General features: G+C 54.6%; 21 protein-coding genes. 11 read left to right on the forward strand and 10 right to left on the reverse strand.

Features of this window, described 5'->3' with window-relative positions:
- The first annotated feature begins 80 nt into the window (after positions 1-80).
- Both phoB and phoR read left to right on the forward strand, forming a co-directional pair.
- Complete coding sequence (phoB, locus tag FE848_RS08050) at positions 81-773, forward strand: phosphate regulon transcriptional regulator PhoB (protein WP_200202281.1); 693 nt, start codon at positions 81-83, stop codon at positions 771-773.
- Positions 774-816: 43 nt separating this feature from the next.
- The gene (gene phoR / locus FE848_RS08055; RefSeq protein WP_200202282.1) at positions 817-2,124 is read left to right on the forward strand and encodes a phosphate regulon sensor histidine kinase PhoR; all 1,308 of its coding nucleotides are present in this window, start codon (positions 817-819) and stop codon (positions 2,122-2,124) included.
- A 1-nt stretch (position 2,125) separates the two neighbouring features.
- On the opposite strand, the gene FE848_RS08060 is transcribed toward phoR, so the two are convergent.
- Positions 2,126-3,007 (reverse strand): response regulator, encoded by an 882-nt coding sequence (locus FE848_RS08060; protein ID WP_200202283.1) that lies wholly within the window; start codon positions 3,005-3,007, stop codon positions 2,126-2,128.
- Between the two features lie 245 nt (positions 3,008-3,252).
- Between FE848_RS08060 and FE848_RS08065 the strand changes: the two genes are divergently transcribed.
- The 4 genes from FE848_RS08065 to rsuA all read left to right on the forward strand — a co-directional run bounded on the left by FE848_RS08065 (position 3,253) and on the right by rsuA (position 7,337).
- Positions 3,253-4,509, forward strand: a complete 1,257-nt coding sequence (locus FE848_RS08065) for a lytic murein transglycosylase (protein ID WP_413785007.1) — start codon at positions 3,253-3,255, stop codon at positions 4,507-4,509.
- Between the two features lie 157 nt (positions 4,510-4,666).
- On the forward strand, positions 4,667-5,419 hold the full coding sequence (locus FE848_RS08070) for a THxN family PEP-CTERM protein (protein ID WP_200202284.1): 753 nt from the start codon (positions 4,667-4,669) through the stop codon (positions 5,417-5,419).
- Between the two features lie 191 nt (positions 5,420-5,610).
- Positions 5,611-6,639: a metal-dependent hydrolase gene (locus FE848_RS08075; RefSeq protein ID WP_200202285.1), complete on the forward strand. Its 1,029-nt coding sequence runs from the start codon at positions 5,611-5,613 to the stop codon at positions 6,637-6,639.
- 5 nt (positions 6,640-6,644) lie between these two features.
- Complete coding sequence (gene rsuA, locus FE848_RS08080) at positions 6,645-7,337, forward strand: 16S rRNA pseudouridine(516) synthase RsuA (RefSeq protein ID WP_200202286.1); 693 nt, start codon at positions 6,645-6,647, stop codon at positions 7,335-7,337.
- 2 nt (positions 7,338-7,339) lie between these two features.
- Here rsuA and FE848_RS08085 read toward each other — a convergent pair whose 3' ends face one another.
- From FE848_RS08085 to ilvD, 3 genes are read right to left on the reverse strand one after another with little or no spacing between them, the layout of a single operon-like run.
- On the reverse strand, positions 7,340-7,819 hold the full coding sequence (locus FE848_RS08085) for an asparaginase domain-containing protein (protein ID WP_200202287.1): 480 nt from the start codon (positions 7,817-7,819) through the stop codon (positions 7,340-7,342).
- A 46-nt stretch (positions 7,820-7,865) separates the two neighbouring features.
- Positions 7,866-8,810, reverse strand: a complete 945-nt coding sequence (gene pbpG, locus FE848_RS08090; RefSeq protein WP_227715230.1) for a D-alanyl-D-alanine endopeptidase — start codon at positions 8,808-8,810, stop codon at positions 7,866-7,868.
- A gap of 30 nt (positions 8,811-8,840) precedes the next feature.
- Positions 8,841-10,517, reverse strand: coding sequence for a dihydroxy-acid dehydratase (gene ilvD, locus FE848_RS08095; RefSeq protein WP_200202288.1), 1,677 nt, complete (start codon positions 10,515-10,517; stop codon positions 8,841-8,843).
- Positions 10,518-10,647: 130 nt separating this feature from the next.
- On the opposite strand from ilvD, the gene FE848_RS08100 reads away from it, so the two are divergent.
- Positions 10,648-13,047 carry a xylulose 5-phosphate 3-epimerase gene (locus tag FE848_RS08100; RefSeq protein WP_200202289.1) on the forward strand — a complete coding sequence of 800 codons (2,400 nt, stop codon included), beginning with the start codon at positions 10,648-10,650 and terminating at the stop codon, positions 13,045-13,047.
- A 2-nt stretch (positions 13,048-13,049) separates the two neighbouring features.
- Here the strand turns inward: FE848_RS08100 and FE848_RS08105 are convergent, their stop codons facing one another.
- The 6 genes from FE848_RS08105 to cysZ form a co-directional block, all read right to left on the reverse strand.
- Positions 13,050-13,625: a glutathione S-transferase family protein gene (locus tag FE848_RS08105; protein WP_200202290.1), complete on the reverse strand. Its 576-nt coding sequence runs from the start codon at positions 13,623-13,625 to the stop codon at positions 13,050-13,052.
- A gap of 205 nt (positions 13,626-13,830) precedes the next feature.
- Entirely contained in the window at positions 13,831-14,037 is a 207-nt protein-coding gene (locus FE848_RS08110) for a cold-shock protein (RefSeq protein ID WP_200202291.1), read from the reverse strand.
- A gap of 235 nt (positions 14,038-14,272) precedes the next feature.
- On the reverse strand, positions 14,273-14,653 hold the full coding sequence (crcB, locus tag FE848_RS08115; RefSeq protein ID WP_200202292.1) for a fluoride efflux transporter CrcB: 381 nt from the start codon (positions 14,651-14,653) through the stop codon (positions 14,273-14,275).
- A gap of 17 nt (positions 14,654-14,670) precedes the next feature.
- Positions 14,671-17,121: an acyl-CoA dehydrogenase gene (locus FE848_RS08120; protein ID WP_227715231.1), complete on the reverse strand. Its 2,451-nt coding sequence runs from the start codon at positions 17,119-17,121 to the stop codon at positions 14,671-14,673.
- Positions 17,122-17,188: 67 nt separating this feature from the next.
- Positions 17,189-20,074 (reverse strand): RNA polymerase-associated protein RapA, encoded by a 2,886-nt coding sequence (rapA, locus tag FE848_RS08125; protein WP_200202293.1) that lies wholly within the window; start codon positions 20,072-20,074, stop codon positions 17,189-17,191.
- Positions 20,075-20,090: 16 nt separating this feature from the next.
- The gene (gene cysZ / locus FE848_RS08130; RefSeq protein ID WP_200202294.1) at positions 20,091-20,840 is read right to left on the reverse strand and encodes a sulfate transporter CysZ; all 750 of its coding nucleotides are present in this window, start codon (positions 20,838-20,840) and stop codon (positions 20,091-20,093) included.
- 97 nt (positions 20,841-20,937) lie between these two features.
- Between cysZ and FE848_RS08135 the strand changes: the two genes are divergently transcribed.
- The 4 genes from FE848_RS08135 (at position 20,938) to FE848_RS08150 (ending at position 24,609) form a co-directional block, all read left to right on the forward strand.
- Complete coding sequence (locus FE848_RS08135; protein ID WP_200202295.1) at positions 20,938-21,342, forward strand: VanZ family protein; 405 nt, start codon at positions 20,938-20,940, stop codon at positions 21,340-21,342.
- A gap of 472 nt (positions 21,343-21,814) precedes the next feature.
- Entirely contained in the window at positions 21,815-22,918 is a 1,104-nt protein-coding gene (gene mnmH / locus FE848_RS08140) for a tRNA 2-selenouridine(34) synthase MnmH (RefSeq protein ID WP_200202296.1), read from the forward strand.
- A gap of 135 nt (positions 22,919-23,053) precedes the next feature.
- Entirely contained in the window at positions 23,054-23,887 is an 834-nt protein-coding gene (locus FE848_RS08145) for a mechanosensitive ion channel family protein (RefSeq protein WP_200202297.1), read from the forward strand.
- Positions 23,888-24,054: 167 nt separating this feature from the next.
- Complete coding sequence (locus FE848_RS08150; RefSeq protein WP_200202298.1) at positions 24,055-24,609, forward strand: aminoacyl-tRNA deacylase; 555 nt, start codon at positions 24,055-24,057, stop codon at positions 24,607-24,609.
- Positions 24,610-24,674 lie beyond the last annotated feature (65 nt).

Here is a 24,674-nt window from a genome sequence, read left to right on the forward strand (position 1 = left end):
CCAAAGCTGTCACACAGCTGTAACACTCTGGCGCTGTAATAGTTCAGCAACACATCATGGTCTGAAACAGGTTAGAGAATATGTCTGGAAAAACCGTCCTGATTGTCGATGACGAACCCGCTATCCGAGAGATGATCGTTGTTGCGCTGGAGATGGCTGATTACGAATGTATCGAAGCCGCCGATGCCCTGGAGGCTCATGCCTTAATCGTCGACCGCCAGCCAGACATAGTGCTGTTGGACTGGATGCTCCCGGGTACCAGCGGCATAGAACTCGCGAGGCGTCTGAAAAAAGAAGAAACCACCGCAAACATACCCATCATCATGCTCACCGCCAAGGTTGAGGAAGACAATAAAATCCGCGGCCTGGAAATCGGGGCTGATGACTACATCACTAAACCTTTCAGCCCGAGAGAACTGGTCGCCCGCCTCAAAGCCGTGCTACGCCGGGCAACGCCCCCCGGCATCGACGACCCCATTGAAGTGGATGGCCTCACGCTGGACCCTGCCAGCCATCGCGTCACTTCAAACGAGCGCTCCCTGAATATCGGGCCCACTGAGTACCGCCTGCTGCAGTTCTTCATGACCCACCAGGAGCGGGTTTACACACGCTCCCAGCTTCTGGATCAGGTATGGGGCGGGAATGTGTACGTTGAAGAGAGAACGGTTGATGTGCACATTCGACGGCTGCGCAAAGCTCTGGGTGAACATCACGACTATCTGATTCAAACTGTGAGAGGCGCAGGCTACCGGTTCTCTACCCAGCCCGCCTGATCTGCACCTGCAGCTCACCAACAGCACCACAAGGCTGCCCTTAATGCAGAATATCTGGTCGCGACATCTGCGCTTCACACTAGCCGGGCTTGCAGGCAGCACGCTTGCCGGCCTGTACTTTGGCCACCCGGTTTACGGCCTGACCACCGGCCTTGGGCTTTATCTGTTGTGGACGCTCTATCAAACCCGGAGTTTGGCGCATTGGCTGGCAGACCCGAACACCGGTCATGAAGCACCTCAAAGCATGGGCATCTGGGGCAGTTTCTTTGAAAAACTGCACAAGCTCACCCAGAGCTCACGGCAAACCCAGGAAAGGCTACGATCGCGCATAGATCGCATACAGGAATCCACAAATGCCATGCGCGACGGTGTCATCATGACCGATGCTCTCGGCGCTATGGAGTGGTGGAATGGGGCTGCAGAACATCTGCTGGGATTTCGCCGCTCTACGGATCAGGGGCAGTATATTTACAACTTCATCCGCACACCGGCTTTCAAAGCCTACTTTGACGCAAAAAACTACCGTGACCCCCTGGAACTGAGTTCGCCCGCGAAACCGCATATTCATCTGCAAATCCAGATCAGCCTGTTCGGGGAAGACGACCGTCTTATTGTGGCCAAGGATATCTCGCGTCTGCATCAACTGGAGCAGATGCGCCAGGATTTCGTGAGCAACGTTTCCCACGAAATGCGTACACCACTTACGGTAATCAGTGGTTATCTGGAAACCCTGGTGGACAATGCCGATGATTTGCCCGCCAAGTGGCGGAGAGCCATCAACACAATGGCCACCCAGTCTTTTCGTATGGAAACGCTGATTTCCGACCTGATACTTCTATCCCGGATTGAAACCGGAGAAGAGTCCGAGAATGACGTTCCAACAGATGTTGGCCAACTGGTAAGGCAGATCTGCCAGGACGCGCGAACCCTCAGCAGCGAAAATCAGCATGACATCAGCTTCGAAGCGAGCAGCAATTACCTGATAAACGGTAATGAAAACCAGTTACGCAGTGCCTTCTCAAACCTTATCTTCAATGCGGTTAAATACACCCCGGCCCGGGGCAAAATCAAGGTACTCTGGTTCACAGACAGTGAAGGGGGCCACCTTTCAGTTAACGACACAGGTGCCGGTATTGATGAGGTTCACATTCCCCGGCTTACCGAGCGCTTTTATCGTGCAGACCCCAGCCGACATAAAGACACCGGTGGCACCGGGCTGGGCCTGGCCATCGTCAAGCATGTATTGATCAATCACGATGGAAACATGGAGATCAAAAGCCGCCTCGGGGAAGGCAGCGAATTTGTCTGTCATTTCCCAACCGAGCGCTTAGTGTCGAAGACGGCTGATTAAGCTAACGCTTGCCTGCCCGGAAACGGGCGATGAACCGGGAAAGGTCCTCCATTTTTTTTGGATCCTCATCCACAAACCGGATAGTGACGCTTACAAAATCAGTATCCTTGCGTTTGTCCACGGCCTGCAACTGATGCACGTAACCATTCAGCCGCGCCATCTGACCCTCGCCGGTTTCTATATCCACCACCGCCTGATCCAGAATGCCCGGAAAGGTTTGATCCCGCTTGGCAATCACCCGCACTTCCGTCAGGTTAATGTCTTTAACCACAGACTTCAGGGTACTGTCTGCAAAACGGATTGAAGCAAGACTCATGGCGCCCTTGGCCATCGGCGGCTTGGGCACTTCTGCGGATTGAGGGACAAGCACGCCAGCCGTGGGCGTCGGCTGGCTCTCTTGCGCAGGCGCAGGCTCCCGCTTTTGTGTCAGCAGGGCCGCTGACTCCTTGAACGCATCGGCGGGCCCAGCCATGGATTTGCCACTCTGGCCCATAGCTGTGGTCAGTGTACTGCCCATTACCTTGATGATTTTTTTGCTTAACCCGTCCGGACTGAACGGCTTGCCAAGATATTCAGACACGCCTTCTTTCACGGCCTCAATCACATGGCTTTTGTCGCCCCGGCTGGTAATCATGATGAAAGGCACTTTTTCGTACTGGGGCTGCTGGCGCATCCATTGCAGCAATTCAAGGCCAGACATCTCTGGCATCTCCCAGTCGCACAGAATCAGATCAAACATCCCACGGGACATCAGCGACTGGGCCCGGCGGCCATTCTGGGCATCGGTAGTTTCGATTACTGGAAAGCGCTGGCGTATCGTCCGCTTAACCAGATCCCTTACAAAACTGGCGTCATCAACCACCAGCGCTTTCAGCGTTGCCATGTTTTGAACTCTTATGAATGTATGCCCCAACTATAGAACAAAGGCCCGCAGGGGAAACCCGCATGCTACAAAAAACCACAATCTTACAACCTGCAAGCCGCCAAAAAGTGTGTTGCATTGGCCACGTGCTGCAACAGGTTAAAGAACTGTCACCCCCATGAACCTTGTAAAGTGTTTCACAAGCTGAAAAACGCGCTACCATGACCTTTTACTGTCCACACCTTCTTCTATTACCGAGGTTTTCCGTGCTGACCAAGTTTGCAAGGATTCTGCCCAACCGGCGTATGGCATGCCATGTATCTGTATCCGCCCTTCTGGCCATCTCCGCTCTGCCTGCCCTGGCCAAAGTGGCAGACAATGAGGCCGTACTGGCGGCGCCGGATGGCTTTGAAGAGTGCAAACTGCAACTTCAGGAAAAAGCCATTGCAGCCGGGGTGAGCGCTAAAACAGCCCAGGAGGTTATGACAGGGGTCAAACATATAAACCGGGTAATCGAGCTGGACCGCAGGCAGCCCGAGTTCACTACCACCTTTGCAGACTACCTGAACCGCAGGGTGAACGACGACAGGGTGAGCAAAGGCCGGGTGCTGATCAAAGAACACAGCGAACTTCTGGCCAGGGTAACTGAAGAGACCGGCGTGCCTGCTCCGTATCTCGTCGCCTTTTGGGGGCTCGAAACCAACTTCGGCAGCTACTTCGGCAAAATGTCCGTGCCAGACTCGCTGACAACTCTGGCCTGCGATCCCCGTCGCAGCACATTTTTTACCGAACAGTTGATTGCTGCGTTGCGCATTATTGATGAAGGCGCAATTCCGGTGGAGCAAATGGAAGGCTCCTGGGCCGGTGCAATGGGCCACGTACAATTCATGCCCACCGTTTTCCTGAAGCATGCGGTAGACGCCGATGGCGACGGCCGTCGCGACCTGTGGAACAGCCTGCCAGACGCCATGATGTCTGCTGGCAAGTTTCTTCAGTCCATGAACTGGGACGGAGACTACCGCTGGGGCCGCGAAGTGCTGCTGCCCAAGAACTTCGACTACTCATTGGCTGATGGACGTCGCCTTGAACTGAGCAAATGGGGTGAACTGGGTATTACCGATGCGTTCGGCAAACCTCTTGCCCAGGAAGAGATTACGGCGGCACTGATTGTTCCCGCCGGCCACCGCGGGCCCGCCTTTCTTGCCTATCACAACTTTAAAGTGATCATGGGCTGGAACCGCTCCGAGTTCTACGCCATAGCCGTGGGGCACCTGGCTGACCGCATTGCGGGCGCCGGAATGCTGCAGAATCCGCCACCAGAGGACACCCCCGCGCTATCCAGAGATACGGTTCTCGAACTTCAGGCAGCTCTCAACGAGCGCGGATACGATGCCGGCAAGCCAGATGGTATTACGGGCCCCGCAACCCGCTCTGCGATTCGTAAGTACCAGCATGCTGAAGGATTGATCGCTGATGGCTTCCCGGGACAGGAATTGCTTGATCGGCTTGGAGTCAGCATCTAAAACAGGCTGTCAGCTTTCTTTACAGCCAGAAAACAAACGACGCATAACACACTGATATATCGGAAAATATTTAGTTGGCACAAAACTAGCTTAATGGTAGCAACTGACGACATAAAACGAATTGTGTCATTTCACTGTTAAAGCTAGGAGTTATGCCATGAAGATGTTGGCGAAGGGATCCATTGGTGCATTGTTGCTGACAGCAGCTATGAGTGTAGCTGCATATCCAGTAAATCTTGACTCTGTGAGCGGCGAATGGAAGTCGCCTGTGGGCGGATCAAATGTTCAAGGCGTTGGATCAGAGAGCATTCGCTGGGGTACCGGCGAGGAATCGTGCTCCGGAATTCTCTGGTGGAGAGAGTGCTCAAATGGGCCACAAAGTGGTTTCAGCTTCGAAGGGCCTAACAATCTGCCACAAACGCTGACATCTAACGACCCGTTCGTGCTAGGAACTTTCACCCATTTTAACAACCGTATTACTGGCGATAGCATCTCTGGCGCCGCTCTTGACGTGTATGCTTCGTTCTCTACAAACCCAAGCAACGGCAATATCACTGGACCTTACACGTTTGATTTCAGTCATACTGAAACGCCAAACAAGCACTGCGGTCCACTTGCGTTTATTTTTGGCTGCTCAAGCCGCGACGTGGATGATGTTGTTCGCTTGGACAGCATGATCGAAAGTACAGAGTTTCAGTATGGTTCCAATATCTATTGGCTATCCCTCCTGGGCTTCGAAGGTGGTATCAAAGAAATATCCACCTCAGAAGGCGATGCAACCTCTGTTAACCTTCTTGCAAAACTGAACGTACGTTCTGTACCTGTAGATGTACCAGAGCCCGGCACTATCGCCCTGCTCGGCCTGGGCCTGGCCGGTCTCGGCATGGCACGTCGCCGCAAAGCCGCTTAATTGGCTAGCGCACTAACAGGGTCTCTATAGTCCTGCAGTGCACAGAGTACAAAGCTGACACCCCGCGCTTGCATCAAGCCCGGGGTGTCAGCTTTTTTAACACCCGTTTTTTCAACACATCCTTCTTCCCGTGATCTGAACCCGCATTCCACGCATAATACCCACTACCACTCTCTACTTTTACGGAATTCATGGACTCAATCACTCAGGCTGCTCTTGGCGCCTCAATCGCTGGCCTTGTGGCAGGCAGAACACTCGGGCGGCCTGTTCTACTCACCGGCGCCCTGCTGGCTACGCTTCCCGACCTTGATGTGCTGATTGATTACGGAACGGCGGTGGCTAACTTCACCCAGCATCGGGGCTTCAGCCATTCTCTGTTTGCGCTCGCGCCTTTGTCGGTATTACTTGCGGTTTTGCTTTGGCGGTGGAAGCCAGAGCCGGGGTTTCCCCGCTGGCTGTTGCTAACAGCTTTGGCATTGATGACGCATCCGCTTCTGGACACCTTTACCACCTACGGAACACAGCTTTTCTGGCCGATTGGCCAGCCCCTTGCCATAAGCAGCATCTTTATCATCGATCCTTTGTATACACTCCCGCTGTTGGCAGGCTGCATCGCCTTTTTAATACGCCCTCCGGCAGTGCGCGCCGTAGCGGCGGGACTGGTTCTGTCCACTGCGTATCTCGGCTGGTCGTTCGTGGCCCAACAAATCATTACCGAGCGAGTCCAACCGGTTCTCGCAGAAGCGGGTTTTGAGAAGGCCGAACTGCTGGTGCAGCCCATGCCGTTCAATACGGTGTTATGGCGTGCCACGGCTATAAAGAATGATCAACGAGTCGAGATCGTAACCGGGTTTCTGGATGGCGGCGCTCCTTTAACCCTTGAATATTTCCCCCGCCAGCCAGAATTGGCGAGATCTGTCGCGCAATTACCCGAAACCCGTCGCCTCGAATGGTTTACCAAAGGCTTTCTCGACTACAAGGCACACAACGGCGAGATCACCGCAACCGATGTTCGCCTTGGCATCCCCGGGGCACACCCATTTACCTTCATTCTGGCGGATGATCGAGACGGCGCAATCATGCCCGGCAATGGTGAACGTGCGCCACGCCCCATCATGAACACCGGTGCCCTGCCTTTACTTTGGGCCCGCACCACCGGCGCTATTCCTGTACTGTGTCTTGCCAACCTTGCAACGCCAGCCCCAGGCCAGGAGTGTTAAAAAGCATGCGTCTTGATCAGTTTATTTCCACCAGCTCACCACTTTCACGCAAAGAGGCCAGGCGTGCCATACATGCGGGGAGGGTTAAGGTGAACGGCGAGGTTTGGAAAGACACAGGAAAGCACGTTCCTGAGGATGCAAAGATCTCTCTGGACGCTGCGCAACTGGCTATCCAGGGTGAACGCTATCTCATGTTGAACAAGCCTGCAGGCGTTGTCAGTGCCACCCGCGACAGTGATCACCCTACCGCTCTGGATCTTCTTCCTGCGGAGCTGACCCAGGATCTGCACATTGCGGGGCGCCTGGATGCCGACACCACGGGTTTACTGCTACTGACAACCGATGGAAAATGGTCTCACCGGGTCACCTCACCCAAAGTGGACTGCCCGAAAACCTACCGGGTAGGCCTGAACACTCCTATAACAGATTCAGCCATCAAAGAATTGGAAACCGGCATTCTGCTCCACAACGACCCCAAGCCCACAAAGCCAGCGCAGGTAAAGGTTGTGGAGCCACAGTTGATTGAACTGACTATTTCAGAAGGGCGCTATCACCAGGTCAAGCGCATGTTGGCAGCGGTAGGGAATCATGTGGAAGCTCTGCACAGACAGAGCATCGGTGCCATATCCCTCGACCCGGCACTGGAGCCGGGTGCTTTCCGGGAGCTGACGGAGCAGGAAATCGCTTCGATTAGCTGAACTCAGGTACGCTCGAAGCGCTGGGCTTTCAGGTTTTTACGCACAGTGCCGGCCTCGAACACTTCTCCATTCATGGCAATATAGACACCGGGAGGCAAAAGCTGCACCGCTGCCCAGGCAAAACCTATGTTGAACACCGCATCACTACGACGCATTCGCGCGGGCTGCATGGCCCCCGTCAGCACAATGGTTTTGTCTTTCAGAGATGACAGCACCTGAGCGGTTTCCGCCATGGTGTCAGTGCCGTGGGTAATCAGAATGCGGCTGTTATCGCAGGCATTAACTGCAGCAAACACCTTGTCACGATCTGCGTCGGTCATTTCCAGGCTATCTTTACGCAATAACCCCTGCAGGCTGTAGCCTTTGTGGATATTGGATTCTGCCAGCAGTTCGGGCACCAGCGACTCGCCAATTTCAAACTCGCTGTTAGCGTCAAAATACACCTTGTCGATGGTGCCACCGGTGGTAAAAATCCGGATCATGAAGGTTCCTGCCATGTTCAGCGAATTGTGCGATGTCGCTCGGGTTTTACTTCAGAGCGGTTGTGGTGCTGGTGCTCTGTGCCACAGCATTGTATGCCGCGTTCTTTTCCTGTGCGTATTGCCGCGCCGCTTTAGCCACCTGCCCACTGGCTCCGGTATCCAGCCAGCGCTTGATGCGACCAGCATCTCCCATGGGGGATCGGGTTCCCAAAGAATCGAGAAGTACTGTGACCACCTGTTTGCCGTTCATTTCAGAGATCATCACAAGGCAGCGCCCTGCCTCCGAAAGATAACCGGTTTTGCTCAACTCCACCCCCCAGCTTTCGCGGTGTACCAAAGCATTGGTGTTACCAAACGACAAACTGTAACGGGGATTACGGAAGTTGCCACGAAAATAGCCGGTTGTGGAGTACTCTCGAATCTCCGGGTGCTTTGCAGCTGCATTAACAAGTTTCACCAGATCACCTGCGGTTGAAAGGTTCTCTGCCGAAAGGCCTGTAGGGTCCACAAAGTGTGTGTTCATCATGCCAAGGGCCTTTGCCTTGGCATTCATGGCATCAACAAATGCATCGAAACCACCCGGGTGGCTTCTGGCCAAGGTGTAGGCCGCAAAATTCTCAGACGACATAAGCGCAATACGCAGCACATCAGCACGGCGCATAGTCGAGCCAATCCGGATGCGAGTGTAGGCATTGGCGGCAGCAGCTGTGTGTCGCTTCTCGAACACCAGCCACTCATTCAGCGGAGCGCCGGATTCAAGCACAACCAGCGCAGTCATTACCTTGGTAATGGAGGCAATAGGCACCGGCCGGTCTGCATTTCGACCAAACACCAATTCATTGCTGCCTACCATCGCCACGGCTGCATTAACCGATGCCAGGTTCAGGTTCTGAGCACCAGCTACGCTGGCACCCTTCTGCTGTGCGCTTACTGCAAGTGGCAGGCATAACACCAGCCACAACAGTATCCGCGCGATGTTCATTTTATGCATGTTGCGCTCTGTCGTTGCTTTATCGGTGCATCATGGCAAGTCGGTAACCGCACCGGTGGATGCAGAGCTTACTGTGCGAGCATATTTGGCAAGCACACCACGGGTAAATCGTGGCTGGGGAGCAACCCAGGCTTTGCGCCGGCGCTCAAGCTCATCGTCTGACACGTCCAATACCATGGTATTTGCGACTGCATCGATGGTAATTGTATCGCCATCCTCAACCAGCGCAATGGGTCCACCCTCAGCAGCTTCCGGGCTGATATGCCCCACTACAAAGCCATGGCTGCCTCCGGAAAAACGACCATCCGTAATCAAAGCCACATCGTTGCCAAGGCCCTTGCCCATGATTGCCGAGGTAGGCGTGAGCATTTCACGCATACCTGGGCCACCTTTCGGGCCCTCATAACGAATCACCAATACATCGCCGGCCACCACGGTCCCATCAATAATTCGTTCTTGGGCTTCTTCTTCGGAATGGAACACCCGGGCACGCCCGGAAAAGTGCGTGCCTTCCTTGCCGGTGATTTTAGCAACAGCCCCTTCCGGCGCCAGATTGCCATGGAGAATGCGCAAGTGACTGTCGGCTTTCACCGGGTTGTCGAACGCACGGATAATGTCCTGGTCTTCGGGATAAGGCTCAACTTCAGCCAAATTCTCCGCCAATGTCTTGCCGGTCACCGTCAGGCAATCGCCGTGCAAAAGGCCACGCTCCATCAGCATTTTCATCAGCGGCTGTATGCCACCAATCGCCACCAGTTCGGACATCATGTAATGACCGCTCGGGCGCAAGTCCGCAAGGACCGGAACGCGCTTACCAATCTCTACGAAGTCTTCCAGGCTCAGCTCCACATCGACCGTGCTAGCCATTGCCAAGAGGTGCAGAACCGCGTTGGTTGAGCCACCCAGCGCGATCACAACAGTAATCGCATTCTCAAATGCCTCTCGGGTCATAATGTCTCTGGGCTTGATGTCTTTATCCAGAAGATTCAAAACCGCTGCGCCCGCAGCACGGCAGTCATCCAGTTTGTTATTGGATACCGCGTTTTGTGCGGAGCTGCCCGGCAGGCTCATACCCATAGCTTCGATAGCCGATGCCATGGTGTTAGCCGTGTACATGCCACCACAGGAGCCCGGGCCGGGGATGGCTGTTTCTTCAATCTGCTTTACTTCGATTAAATCAAGGTCACCACGGGCATGGGCGCCCACCGCTTCGAATACCGAAACAATATCGGTGTGGTTTTCTCCGGGCAAAATGGTGCCGCCATACACAAACACCGACGGCCGGTTGAGCCGCGCCAACCCCATAATGCAGCCGGGCATGTTTTTGTCGCACCCACCTATGGCAACCAGTCCGTCAAATCCTTCACAGCCCGCGACGGTTTCAATGGAATCTGCAATAACTTCCCGGGACACCAGGGAGTACTTCATGCCCAGAGTTCCATTGGCAATGCCGTCAGACACTGTGATGGTGTTGAAGATCAATGACTTGCCGCCAGCGGCATCCGCGCCCGCCGAAGAGGCTTCCGCCAACTCGTGAATGTGCATGTTGCAGGGCGTCAGATTGCTCCAGGTGGAAGCGATACCAACCTGCGGCTTACGGAAATCCTCATCGGTAAAACCGACAGCTCGCAGCATAGCCCGGCTGGCAGACTTGCCCACTCCATCCACCACGGGGGCGGAATAGCGGCGGCGTTTGTCATCAGTCATCAGTTTCTCCTAAAAAACAGTTACAAAACACAGTTGTTGCCAGAAGGCTTCCCGACTGACCTGCATCAACCGGCACAACGCGCGTGCCTCTTACAATCGTTGCACAATAATTATGCCTTGGAGGCACACCATGTCATCCCCGATTTTGCCAGCAACGGCTTGTTCCGAGTACAAACTCTGGCGCTCAGGCTATGGCGTCATCCAACATACCGACGCAACCTGTGAACGCGTTCAGGCACTCGCTTCACGTCTCGTCGCTGCAAATCTTCAGCCTGACACCGCTACAGTCTACCGCAAGCTGGCAGATCTTGATCGACTAACCAGTGCCGGCATGTGGCTGGTTGTACACATGACCTACGCAAACCGCGTAGACAGCTCTGGTGCTCCACTGGCCGCGAAAGACTTCAAATGCAATCCTGAAGGTCACACCGGCGGGGCATTAAACATGGTGCCAGCCTACGCGGCTTATATGGCCCTCAATAATCTGACGGGGCAAACACGTAGCTGGCTTATGGGTCAGGGGCATTGCGTAGCCGCAGTTGATGCACTGAACGTGCTGACCGGCAACCTTCTCCCCGAGCAACATAAACGCTACACCGGAACAGATGGGCTGTCACGGATGGTGGCGGATTTCTACAGTTACCAGCAAAAGCCGGATGGCAGTGTGGTGGCACCATTAGGCAGCCATGTTAACCCATACACAGCCGGCGGCATCATCGAAGGTGGGTATTTGGGCTTTGCCGAACTTCAATACGCGCACATGCCACTACCTGGGGAGTCGCTGATTGCTTTTCTCTCTGACGGTGCGGCGGAAGAACAGCGCGGCAGTGACTGGATTCCCCGTTGGTGGAGAGCAGCTGACTGCGGTCTGGTGACCCCGGTGATGATTGCCAATGGCCGCCGCATTGAGCAACGCACTGAGTTAGGCACGCGCGAGGGGCTCGAGAGATTTGAGGCCCACCTCGCCGCCCATGACTTTGACCCCTTCAGGTTTGATGGTCGCGATCCGGCGGCCTTTGTTTGCGCTCTTGCAGAAATGGAAGACTCTCTGCAGCAAAGGAGCGACCGTGCGCTGGCAGGCGAACTGGACTACCCGGTTCGCATTCCCTACGGCATTGCTGAAACCGTGAAAGGCTTCGGCTTTTATGGCGCCGGCTTGAATCCGGCCCACAACCTGCCGCTCCCGGGCAATCCGCGCCTGGACGTCCGCGCCCGGGAACTATTCCAGACGCACGCCTCTCGTCTGTGGGTTGAGCCCGAAGAACTTGCACAAAGCGTACTGCGGTTAAAAGAACACGAACAGCAATCGCGCCCCTTGGAACGTGATCACCCTTTGGCCAGGCGCAATCCGCCAGACCTTGTTATTCCAGTCCTCCCTGAGCGTAATGATCCAGTTTCGCCAATGTTGGCGGTGGATGACTTTTTCCGAGCCCTGGTTGTGCAAAACCCGGACCTTAGAGCTCGGGTTGGCAACCCTGACGAACTTGCCAGCAACCGCCTGACCGGCATACTGGAAGATCTGAAGCACCGGGTGATTGACCCCGAGAACGATTCCGAGTCGGTTCATGGAAAAATCATCACCGTGCTGAATGAGGAAGCGGTTGTCTCTGCTTGCCTGGCGAATAAAGCCGGAATCAATTTGGTGGCCAGCTACGAAGCTTTCTGCGTAAAAATGCTGGGCGCCATCCGCCAGGAACTGATTTTTGCACGGCACCAGAAAGCCGTGGGCCGCCCCGCCCGCTGGCTTGGCCAGCCGATTATTGCCACATCCCACACCTGGGAAAATGGCAAAAACGAACAGTCCCACCAGGACACCACCTTCTGTGAAAGCCTGCTGGGTGAAATGAACGATGTTTCCCGGGTGATTTTTCCTGTGGATTACAACAGCACACTCACCGTTCTTCCTTCGGTATTTACCAAACGCGGAACCATCAGCTGCATGGTGATTCCGAAACGAAACCGGCCTTGCGTATTTGATACCCATGAGGCCGAAGCGCTAGCGCAGAATGGCGCCCTGGTGGTGGACGAAGACACATCCGGGGGAGAACCGATATTGCTGATCGCCAATGGCGCTTATCAACTTTCGGAAGCGATCCGCGCCTGCGAACGTCTGCGCGATACCGGCACATCATTTCGCTTGGTCTATATTCAGGAGCCAGGGCGATTCCGGGAGCCAAGAGACACTCTGGAAGCAGAAAGTTGCATGTCGGAATTCGAGCGCGAGCGCCTGTTCCCGAGCCGGCTACACCGAAGAGTGGCATTGACTCACATGCGCCCTGAGGTATTCCGCGGGCACTTGCACACTCTATTTCCCGACCCCGGCCACAGCAGGGTGCTAGGCTACATTAATAGAGGGGGAACACTAAACGAGGCTGGAATGCTGTTTGCCAATCACTGCTCTTGGGGCCACGCGCTGGCCGCATGCGCCAGCGTTCTGGACAAGCCACCCGGGGAGTGGCTATCCAGTGCCGAACTGGCAGCGGTGGAAGGCCGCGGCGACCCTGCTCTGATCACTCGCGGCTTGTCCTGAACCTAGGCTTGACGCGGATCGGTTTCGGCTACCCACGGAAGGGTGTTATGACTATCACGGAAGGCAATCAGGCTTTCAATGCCGGTGAAGTCCACAAGATCACGAAAATCGAGCCAGTCCACCAGACAATAGAGGCAGATAGCCGGGTAATTCCACTCTTCAAACTGACCATCTTCCACTTGCGCCGCAAGCGTGCGCAGCGTTGTCATGATGCGCTCACGCTGCAGATCAAAAAACAGTACGCCGGGTGCGTCTACATCTACGCCCGAACGCTTCGCCAACAGCAGGATAACTGCAGAGTCATTAGCACCATCAATCAGGGTTAGCTGGTTTTGCTGATCCCAGGTAAGCGGGTCTCTGCCCTGTTTGGAGCTGAGATAGCGGGCAATAATCCGCGAGTCATAAATTTGCTGACCATCGCTCTCCAGCACAGGTATTTTCAGTGCGGGATTGGTGCTTCTGATTTCGTCGCGGTCTGCGCCGTAAATATCGAGATTAACGAAGTCGTAGCGCTCCTCGTCCAGCAGAATGCGGATGCGCCGAACATAGGGCGAGGTAGTTGATCCAATCAGCTTCATAAGCTCTCCGGTTGTGTAACCCAGTGATACTCTTTGTTGACACTCATGGGTGACGATCGCCAGCAATTCTCTTTGGGCAACTCACTGTGCCCGGCTGAAAATGTACCACATCAGTGCCTCAGTGCAGGAAAAGAACCTAGCCTTATAACGAAAAAAAGGCAGCCGAAGCTGCCTTTTTGGCGGTTACTACTCTATCCGAGTGGGATTAGAGAGGAGTAACGTTTTCCGCCTGAGGGCCTTTCTGGCCCTGGGTAACGGTGAACTCAACTTGCTGGCCTTCAGCCAGAGTCTTGAAACCGCCGCCCTGAATTGCGCTGTAGTGAACAAAAACGTCCGGGCCGCCTTCACGAGTGATAAAGCCAAAGCCTTTAGCTTCGTTGAAGAACTTAACAGTACCGGTAGTAGTAGACATACTTAAACTTCCTGAAATCAATCATATTAACTGCTGCCATTCACTGAATGTGAGTGGTCAGCGTTTTACGGAAATACAGAACTCGCGGAATCAAAAACAGGACGGTGACTACTAACTGCGGAGTACGTCTTATTCATGAAATGCTTTGCTGAATCTTTCCTTCCAAAACACTCTACTACTGAATCACTGGCTTGCCAAGTAGATTTAAAATAAATCCTGTAGGTAGTCGTACCCATTAGCCTTTCATTAGACTAAAGGTGTAAATACCCAATGCAGTCATGAGTATAGAGCCAATTACGTGAGCGAGAACCCCGGTTATGGCCATTGCCCACTTCCCGTCCTGAATAGCAGAAAACATTTCCAGAGAGAAAGTGGAAAAGGTTGTCAGCGCGCCACACAAGCCAGTGATTGCAAACAGACGCCACTCAGGCGCAAGGGTGCTGGCATGACTGAAATAGCCAATGAGCAAGCCAACCAGCCAACCACCGCCAAGATTGGCAGCGAGGGTGCCATAGGGAATCACGTGGTAACTGGTATTAAGCCACAACCCCAACAACCAGCGCAGGTTGGCGCCAACAACGGCGCCAACACTCACGGCCAGAAAAGACAACCACATACTAGCGGCCTGCCCCGTTACGCTGGATTGTGATCAATCACCGTGTCCTTGTTGCGGGCAAACTCATCAAACGGGAAGTCATCCACGGTAAGCATGTCAAAGACAACAGCTTCGTACTCGCCCATGAACTGAGCTTCTTCTTTGGTGAAAATACCCGCTTCCAATGCCGCGTCAAAACGCTGTTCCGGGTGCAAAGCGGTCATTGGCAGCTCGCCTTTCGCGTATGCCTTGGTGGCTTTGCGGTAAAGTTGCTCGGCTTTGTCATAGTCTTTCAGCAGGCCGTTGTAACGCGCTACAGGATTCTCCACCGAGCCTTCACCGTCTGTTGTCCAGGTGCCCGCAAGCAACTTGTGACGAATGGGCGTATCGGTGGATATAAACCGCGCGATTTTACGGGCAAGGTCATCGTGGGGATTACCCCAGCGCCGGCCAAGAGGCAGAGTGATACCACGCAGAACCAAAGCGACCGCACGATTTGGCAGGTTTTGCAGGAAACCGTCCAACGCTTCTTCTGTGCGATGCAGTAGCAAGCCAAGGCTGTACTGCATTACCTCTTTCTCACCTTCCACTGGCTGGGTTTCATGCCAGTTCTTGAGCACCATGGAGGCAAGATAAAGGTTAGACAGCATGTCACCCAAGCGAGCTGAAATCAGCTCACGCATCTTCAGCTCACTGCCAAGAGTAGTCATGGCTGCATCTGAACACAGACCAAACGCGGCACTAAAGCGGGCAACCGCTTGAGCGTACTTGCGGCTGGCGCTATCGAAGGGTACGTCTGCACGGCCGATACTCAATGCCTGGGTAAAGGCTCTTGCGGCGTTACCAAAAATCAGACCGGCATGACTAAAGAAGGCATCGTCGAATGCATTGATATCGTCCTTGTCTTTGGCCGCCAGCTCTTTGAGCACATAAGGATGGCAGCGGATAGCACCCTGACCAAAAATCATCAGGCTGCGGGTCATGATGTTCGCGCCTTCCACCGTAATGGAAACCGGTGAACCGCTGTAGCTTATGCCGAGATAGTTACGGGGCCCCAGAGTCACGGTTTTGCCTCCGTGAACATCCATGGCGTCAGCCATAATGCCACGCTGGAATTCCGTCAGGTGATACTTGAGGATCGCAGAGGGCACGGCAGGCTTTTCGCCCTTATCAATCATGTTGGCCGTGTGATTAACCGCCGCTTGGGAAATATAGGTTTTGGCGGCAATGCGAGCCAAGGGCTCCTGCACACCTTCCATATCGGCCACAGGGGTGTTGAACTGGCGCCGGATGCGGGTGAACCCACCTGCAGTGCCCACAGCATAGGCAGCGGTGCCTGCAGCGCCGGAAGGCAGGGTAATGCAGCGACCAACCGAGAGGCATTCAACCAGCATACGCCAGCCCTGCCCGGCCATATCCAGCCCGCCAATAATATAATCCAGCGGTATGAACACATCCTTGCCGATGATCGGGCCGTTCAGGAACGGGCTTCCGATAGGGCAGTGGCGGCGGCCGATTTCCATACCCTTGGTATCACGGGGAATCAGTGCACAGGTAATACCGTAATCCTTGGTGTCGCCAACCAGGCCATCCGGGTCAAACATGCGGAACGCCAGGCCTACAACGGTCGCGATGGGCGCCAGAGTGATCCAGCGCTTTTCGAAATTCAGTTTTATTCCAATAACTTCCTTGCCGTCGATCTCCTGCTTGCACACAGTTCCAACATCCGGCAACGAAGTGGCATCAGAGCCTGCGCGAGTGCCGGTCAAGCCAAAACAGGGAATTTCACGGCCGTCTGCCAAGCGCGGCAAATAGTGCTCTTTCTGCTCTTCTGTACCGTACTTGAGCAGCAGTTCGCCAGGACCGAGGGAGTTGGGTACACCCACGGTAACCATAAGCATTTCATTGGCGGCAATTTTTTGCAGTACCGCTGTCTGGGCTTTTGCGGAGAAGCCGAGCCCGCCATACTCTTTGGGGATGATCATGCCGAAGAACTTCTCTTTCTTGAGGAAGTCCCACAACTCTTTTGGAAGGTCCGCTCGCTCTACCGCAATGTCCCACGCATTACACATGGACACTGCCTGAACGCACTGGTTATCCACAAACGCCTGCTCTTCTTCGCTCAGGCCTGTGTGGCGATTGATCAGCAAGTTGTGCCAATCCGGCTTCCCGGTAAACAGCTCTCCATCCCAGCCAACGGTGCCCGCCTCAAGCGCCACTTTCTCGGTATCAGATACCTTGGGGGCGACTTTTTTGAACATGGCAAAAATACGCGGCGTTAGCCAGCCCTGGCGAAGGCCGGGCAAACCCGCCGCTGCAGTAACTCCGGCGCCAACAAAGAGAATCAGTGCCAACCATCCGGATGCAAAGATCATCGACAGAACACCAACGACTACCATTACGCCAATGGCAGGTTTGGCACCGGATTCACGCCGCATGACAATCAACAGGCCTGTCAGCGCCACTATAAACAGAATCAAAGTCATCATAGGGTCTCTCTGTCATCCATGGATCAATTTACAAAATGTTACGTTAAGGGTATCTCAAAAAACAGCATCAAGCTGTGACGATAACCCGAATCCCTTCCAGAGCCAGGCTGGCGTGCCCAATAGCCTCACGCGCGGCATCCAGCTGGTTTCGGAAATAATCAATTTCCTCATCCCGAATCGCCGGATTCACTTTTTTCAGGGCTTCCAGCCTGCGAATCTCTGGCTCAAAGTTAGCGGCCAACTGCGCCAGCGCTTTTTGCTTCATTGGATCCAGATGTGGTGCCGACAAGCGCTCCACATGATCCACCATGGTTTCCACCTGGGGCCGGATCTGCGGCACGATTGCCTGAGCAGTGCGGCGGCGAATGTTGGAACACAAGTCATTCAGGCGATCATGAGGCAATGCCGCAGAGAGTTCTTTTCCATTCACATCCACCAGTAGCCGCAAGGGTGAAACCGGCAGATATCTTGTCAACTGCAGGGCTTCCGGGGCCGGGCAATGTACGGTAAACAGTGCTTCCATCAGCAAAGTGCCCGGTGGTAGCGCCTTCACCGACAGGCTGGCCAGAGCGGCTTTGCCCAAGCCGGAGCTGGTTACTGAATCCATTACGCCCGTTACCATGGGGTGTTCCCAGCTCATGAAGGCGATGTCTTCACGTTCAAGGGCATGCTGCCGATCCCAGGTAACGGTTACACCGTCTTCCGGCAGCTCGGCAACATGACCCGCCTGATACTGTTCACCGGGGCGCAGAATATCCGCAAGGTCAGAATGGTCTTCGACGTCCACCCCGAGAATGTCGAAGGCTTCCATCATGTAATCCCGCACCTGAGCCGAACCTTCTTCTTCCTCAATGCCGGCAATCAGCGTATCGGCTATGTCTCCCCGGCAGGAATTGAGCTCAATCAGCGCATCGCGACCATTTTGCAGGAGCGTTTTCAGGCGACTGGTCTCGGCTGCCGAGGCTTCAACCAGGCCGTCCAGTACAGACAGATCGCCTTCGAGAGCACTCGTCCATTGCTCGCCAACCTTCTCCTGTACCGCAACACCAACAGCACAGCTTTCAGAAAACGCGTTAAGGCCTTCCTGGAACCAGCGGTACTGAACCTCTTGCGAGGTGCCCTGAAGGTAAGGGATATGGATATCGATGGTTTCAGTTTGCCCGATACGGTCCAGCCGCCCGATGCGCTGCTCAAGCAGGTCGGGGTTTGCTGGCAGATCAAACAGCACAAGATGATGAGCAAACTGGAAGTTCCGGCCTTCGCTGCCAATCTCCGAACAGATCAGCGCCTGGGCACCCTGTTCGTTATCAGCAAAGTAGGCAGCAGCGCGATCACGCTCCACCAGACTCAAGTGCTCATGGAATGCCGCACTGCGAATACCGGCACGCAACTGAAGATAGTGCTCCAGCGCCATAGCGGTTTCGGCCAGGGCACAGATAACCACCACCTTGGCCGGGCGCAGGCTGGCCAGCTTCTTTTCCAGCCAGGCAACCCGGGGATCATCCGCCAGCCACTGCTCTTCAGCCACTGACTGCTCCGGCGCCAGCCCGGCATAGCCAAACTCCTGCCCCTGGTACATCTCTGGACACTTCAACGGAATCGCATTGGCACAACGCTCTGGAAAACCCTGAATTGCTGCCCGCGTATTACGGAAAAGAACCCGCCCGGTGCCATGGCGATCCAGCAGCGCATCTATAACAGCCTGACGCGGTGAGTCACCCGCCAGCAGCTGCTCCAGTTCATCACCCAGCCAGGCCTCCAGTGCTTTGCGGTCACCCTCCTGGATGTCCGAGCTTTCATCCTGAAGGCGCCGCACTACGCTATTAATAGCTTCGTACTGCTGCTCTTCGTCCTGAAATGCCTGTAAATCGTGAAAGCGTGCAGGATCGAGCAGTCTCAAACGGGCAAAGTGGCTAGCCACACCCACCTGTTCCGGCGTTGCAGTCAGCAACAGAAGGCCTTCGCTGATTGCTGAAAGCTCCTCCACCAACTGGTATTCCGGGCTAACATCGTCTGGGCTCCACGCCAGATGGTGGGCCTCGTCCACAACCATTAGATCCCAGTCTGCTTTCAGCACATCTGCCCGAGCCTTCTCGCTGTTCACAAGAAAATCGAGGCTACACAGAACCAACTGGTCACTTTCAAAGGGGTTAACAGATGAGTCGCCGCCAAAGATATGATCCATCAAGGCGTCCACATCATCTTCCGAGTCTTTCAGGGCGTCGTAGCGGCTCTGATCAACAATCGAGAAGCGCAGATTAAAGCGCCGGAGCATTTCAACCAACCATTGGTGAATCAGCGAATCCGGCACCACGATCAGGGCCCGGCGGGCCCGGCCAGTTTGCAATTGATAATGCAGAATAAGACCGGCTTCGATGGTTTTACCAAGGCCAACCTCGTCTGCCAGAAGTACTCGCGGTGCATGACGTTTTGCGACCTCATGGGCGATATAGATCTGATGCTGCAAATGCTGTGTGCGAGCGCCAATCAGCCCCCGGGCGGGAGACGCCCGCAAACGGTCCATGTGCTGCAGTGTGGCGAAGCGCAGGCGGAAGGCGCCGTTACGATCAAACTGCCCGGCAAACAGGCGTTGATGAGGCGCAGAAAAATTGACAGAGCCGGCGAGCTTCACCTCGGAGATCTGCTCCAGGTTAGCCTCAGGCTGCTCAATACCCTCAATCAGCGGTTCCGCGTGGTACAGCAGCACGCCCCCGATATCCTCAACCGCCCGCACCAGATATCTTGCGCCATCGAAGGTCTCAATTTCCTCGCCAAGCTGATACACGATGCGGGAAAGCGGCGCATTATCAATAGCGTAGGTGCGCTCCTCATCCGCCGCAGGAAAGCCCAAGGTAATCCGACGGCCAGATATGTCTGTCACTATTCCCAGGCCGAGCGCGGTATCACTGTGGCTGACCCAGCGCTGACCTATAGCAAGTTCCGATGCGTCCAAAAATCCTCCAAACTCTTTAATTGCGTGTTGCGCCGTTTTCGCGCACCCAATAGGCAGTCGCGCCGCAAACAGCGGCAGGAACCACGATAAGATTCAAAACAGGCACCATGGCTGCCAAAGCTACCGGCAACCCGAAACCCAAGGCAGACAAACGGGTGTCGGCAAGCAGTTGGCGCAAGGCCTTGAAACTCACCTTATGGTTGTCTGCGGGGTAATCCACATACTGCAGCGCCATCATCCAGCTGTTGAACAGAAACCACAGCACGGCCGCCACCAGATTGACCACTGGAATAAGCCCAATAATAAACAGACCAATAGCCCGTGGCAGGTAGTAGGCAATTTTCTGTACCTCCCTCCAGAGCGCACGGGGGATGTCTTTTATGATGGCTGTCCAGCCTTCGTCAGTACTGACTTCCTGGCCTGTGAGGTGTTTCTCCGTAAGCTCCGCCAGATAACCGTAGAAAGGCGAGCCAATCAGGTTGGCGATTATCACAAAACCGTATGCCAGCATGAGCAGGATCACAGCGCCATACAAAATCCAGAACAACCAGTCCAACGCCTGCAACCAGGCCCAATCGGGCAGCCAGCCCATGGCAGTCGCTATCAAGGCGCCGAAGAGCTCACCCAGAAAATAGAACAGCAACCCGAAGAGAAAAATGTTGATAACAAGCGGAATGACGACAAATAGCCGCAAACCGGGCTGGCGAATCAGGTGAAAGCCCTCACCCAGATAGCCCAGTCCACGAAAAAAATTACCTCTGAGCATCGCCGAATAGTCCTCCGCTTCAATGACAGTGACGGGGCGCAAAGCATATCATGTTGAAAACCTTCACACAGCCAGAGAACTCTGACGGATTTCACCAATGGGAACACTGAAACACCAACTGACAAGCCTGCTGAACTTCCGGCCGCTGTGGCGCTTTGCCCTGCTGCTATCGGTAATTGCCATTGGCTTTCTGGCGACCACCAGCAGCAGCTACCCGATCCCTTCAGCTCCCAGCGACAAAGTGAACCACCTGATCGCGTTTATTGAGCTCACACTGGTTACGCGACTGGCCTGGCCGGAGCTCCGCGCCATCTGGTACGCACCGGCGTTGCTGGCTTTCGGGTTTGGCATTGAAGCTGTTCAGGCCCTTCTTCCCTACCGGGAGTTCTCGCTGGCAGATGTAGCTGCCGACGGCGCGGGAATACTGATTGGGCTCCTGCCCTGGCCCGGCCTCCCCTCAAGCAGCAAAAGAGACTTGAGAAATTCGCCCGAATCCGTGTGAGATATATCCCACAAGTGTGTGCGATCTTGCAGCAATCGCTCGTGCGCACCCACTACAACCACCACCCGGATTTTCTTAACATACTGATATAATTACGCTTCAGTAATCTCTCGACGAAAACTCCAAACACAAGCGTGCATGACTCACATCCTTCCCAACTCACCCATTGGTATAGTGGATTCGTCAAGGATGATAAGGATAAGGACGACGCACTGGATGCACCCCGGCATGGAATGCAGGGAGAAGCAGGGATAGAGGGATATCTGGCTTAAGGGATAACTATTCGGACCGCTGGCTCGGACGCCGGCACCACGGAGTGGCAAAAGGATTCGCAACACGGTTGTTGCACTCAGCGCAAGGATGCGCCGACCTGTTCCGGTAAAGGGCAGCCCAAGGGCTGCCCTTTTTTTCACGGATTTTTCGCACTTCCGCTATACTGCCGCCTCATTCTGGCAAGCGATTGAGCTCTGAAATGCCAAGCAGACCCGACACTGAAGACTACCTCTCACTTTTCCTGAACGACACCCCGCTGATGGATGTCCGGGCACCAGTGGAGTTTGCCAGAGGCAGCTTCCCTGGCGCTATAAACGCACCACTGATGAATGATGAAGAACGACACCGGGTCGGCATCTGCTACAAAGAGAAAGGGCAGGATGAAGCTATCCGGCTCGGCCACCAACTGGTTTCCGGGGATATCCAGGCTCAGCGCATTGAAACCTGGATGCGGTTTGTGGCAAATCATCCAGAAGGTTATCTGTTCTGCTTCCGTGGCGGCTTGAGATCCAGACTAACCCAACAATGGATCAAGGATACCGGCATTGAATACCCACTCGTAAAGGGCGGCTATAAAGCCTTACGCCGGTTCCTTATCGACAGCCTCGACGCGCTCATCAAATCCAGTGATTTTCGCATTATCAGTGGGCGCACAGGTACTGGCAAAACCCGTGTACTGCAGCAACTCCCCAACCCGGTAGATCTGGAAGGCCTGGCAAATCACCGGGGCTCCAGCTTTGGGCGGCAAGTAACTCCCCAGCCATCGCAAATAGATTTCGAAAATCGCCTGGCCATTGCCCTGTTGAAAGCGCGCCACCTGAAGGACGGCCCGATTTATCTGGAAGATGAAAGCCGCCTGGTTGGCCGCTGCGCCCTTCCCGAAGCACTGAAAGAGCGGATGGCCCGCACTCCCCTGCTCATTCTTGAGGAATCGCTGGAAGACCGCACCCGCATTATCCGGGAAGACTATGTCGAGCACATGGCCTCCAATTATATAAAAAGAGATGGCGAAGAAGCTGGCTGGCTGAACTTCCGTGATTACCTGCTGGGCTCGCTTGAACGCATTAGTAAACGACTGGGAGGCGAACGGTACCGCCAGCTGCGCAATGTTATGGAGCAAGCGCTCGAGCAACAGGAACACAACGGCACCCTGGAAGGTCATAACGCCTGGATTCAGCCGCTGCTACAGGATTACTATGATCCTATGTACGATTACCAGCTTGGGCAAAAGAAGGGGGGAATCCTTGTTCGTGGGGATTCTCGCGCCTTGCTCAAGTGGGCTGCAGAAAAAACCCCGGCTTGAGCCATGCGCGCTCTGCAATTCAGATATACCTTAGCCAGTTTGTCTGCTATATAAAGTCTTTAACCTATCCGGTTGCACTGGATTTTTAACTGCAAGCGTTACGCATTCATCATCAGGAACTAATAAGGAATCACTATGGAAGACCTATTCAGCGCGGACGGGCGCGCATCAGAATATATGGATCAAGCCATCACATTGGTCATGACCTATGCCCCGAAAGTCCTGCTAGCGATTGTCACCCTGATTATCGGTATGTGGCTGATCAATCGCCTTGTAAACGTGCTGGACGCTAAGCTTGGCAAAAAAGACCCGACCCTGAACAAGTTCCTGTGCGGCCTTATCAGCGTCATTCTGAAGATTCTCCTGCTCGTCTCTGTCGCCTCCATGGTTGGCATTGCAACCACATCCTTCGTTGCCATCATTGGTGCCGCCGGTTTGGCCGTTGGCTTAGCGCTGCAAGGCAGTCTGGGCAACTTTGCAGGCGGCGTGCTGATCCTGCTGTTCAAGCCATTCAAAGTAGGTGATGCAATTGAAGCACAGGGCTTTCTCGGCTCAGTGCGAGAAATCACTATTCTGTACACGATTATCGATACTTTCGATAACCGCCGCGTGGTGATCCCTAACGGCCAGCTGTCTAATGCCAGCCTGACCAACATGAGCGTCTATGAAACACGTCGCTGCGACATGTCCTTTGGCATCGGCTACAGCGATGACATCGACAAGGCGAAAGACATTATTTTACGCCTTATCTCTGAAGACGAGCGTGCATTGAAAGATCCCGCCCCTCTCGTGGTTGTTGGTAGTCTGGGCGATAGCTCGGTCAACCTGACCGTGCGCGCCTGGACCAAGGCCGGCGACCTGTGGCCATTCAACTGGGCCATGCAGGAGGCTGTGAAGAAAGCGTTTGATGCCGAAGGTATCTCCATCCCCTTCCCCCAGCGCGACGTGCATTTGTACAAAAGCGAGTGAAGTAGCAATTCGTATCGCATAGATACAACCCGTTACTCGCATTCGGCACAACCTCAGCTAAGCTGACGATTAATGACGGGGCCTGATGGCCCCGTCAAACGTCGTCGGAGTGGAGCTCATATCAAGCCATTCCGGGTTGCTGTCCATGCTGGTAGGAGGCTGTCACTATGCCGATTCAGCAGTTAAAAGAATTTCTGGATGGGGCAAATGTTGAATACATGTGCCTCACCCACCCCCCCGCGTTTACCGCTCAGCAACTGGCTCACCATGTAAAGATTGCGGGTGACAAGGTTGTCAAAACCGTCATTATCGAACTCGATGGAAAAATGGCCATGCTGGTCATGCCGGCAACTTGGCGTGTTCGCTGGGAGAGCCTTTCCCGCATTCTGGATACGGACTTTGTAGACCTTGCCGACGAGCAGGCGTTTCAGGATCGCTTCCCGGATTGTGAAGTTGGCGCCATGCCGCCCTTCGGCAGCTTGTTCGGGATGACGGTGTATTGTGCTGAGCCGCTGACAGAACAGCCGGAGCTCGCCTTTGCCGCAGGCAGCCATACCGAAACCCTGCACATGAAAACCCGGGATTTCCTGAACCTGGTACAACCCATCGTGCTCAATCGGGGCTTCATCAAGCCCGGTGCCCAGAAGCCTGCCTGGCTTAAAAAGGGCCGGCGCCAGCCCGGGGATGCCTCGGAGCAATTGGTCTCGGGCATGATAGGTTAACGGAGCTTTCATAACAGGCTTGATCCCGGTCGCTTGTCTGATCCTTGCCATCGCGTAAACTGTGG

Origin of the sequence: Marinobacter sp. 1-3A, assembly GCF_016597775.1 — a bacterium.
Taxonomy (GTDB): domain Bacteria; phylum Pseudomonadota; class Gammaproteobacteria; order Pseudomonadales; family Oleiphilaceae; genus Marinobacter; species Marinobacter xiaoshiensis.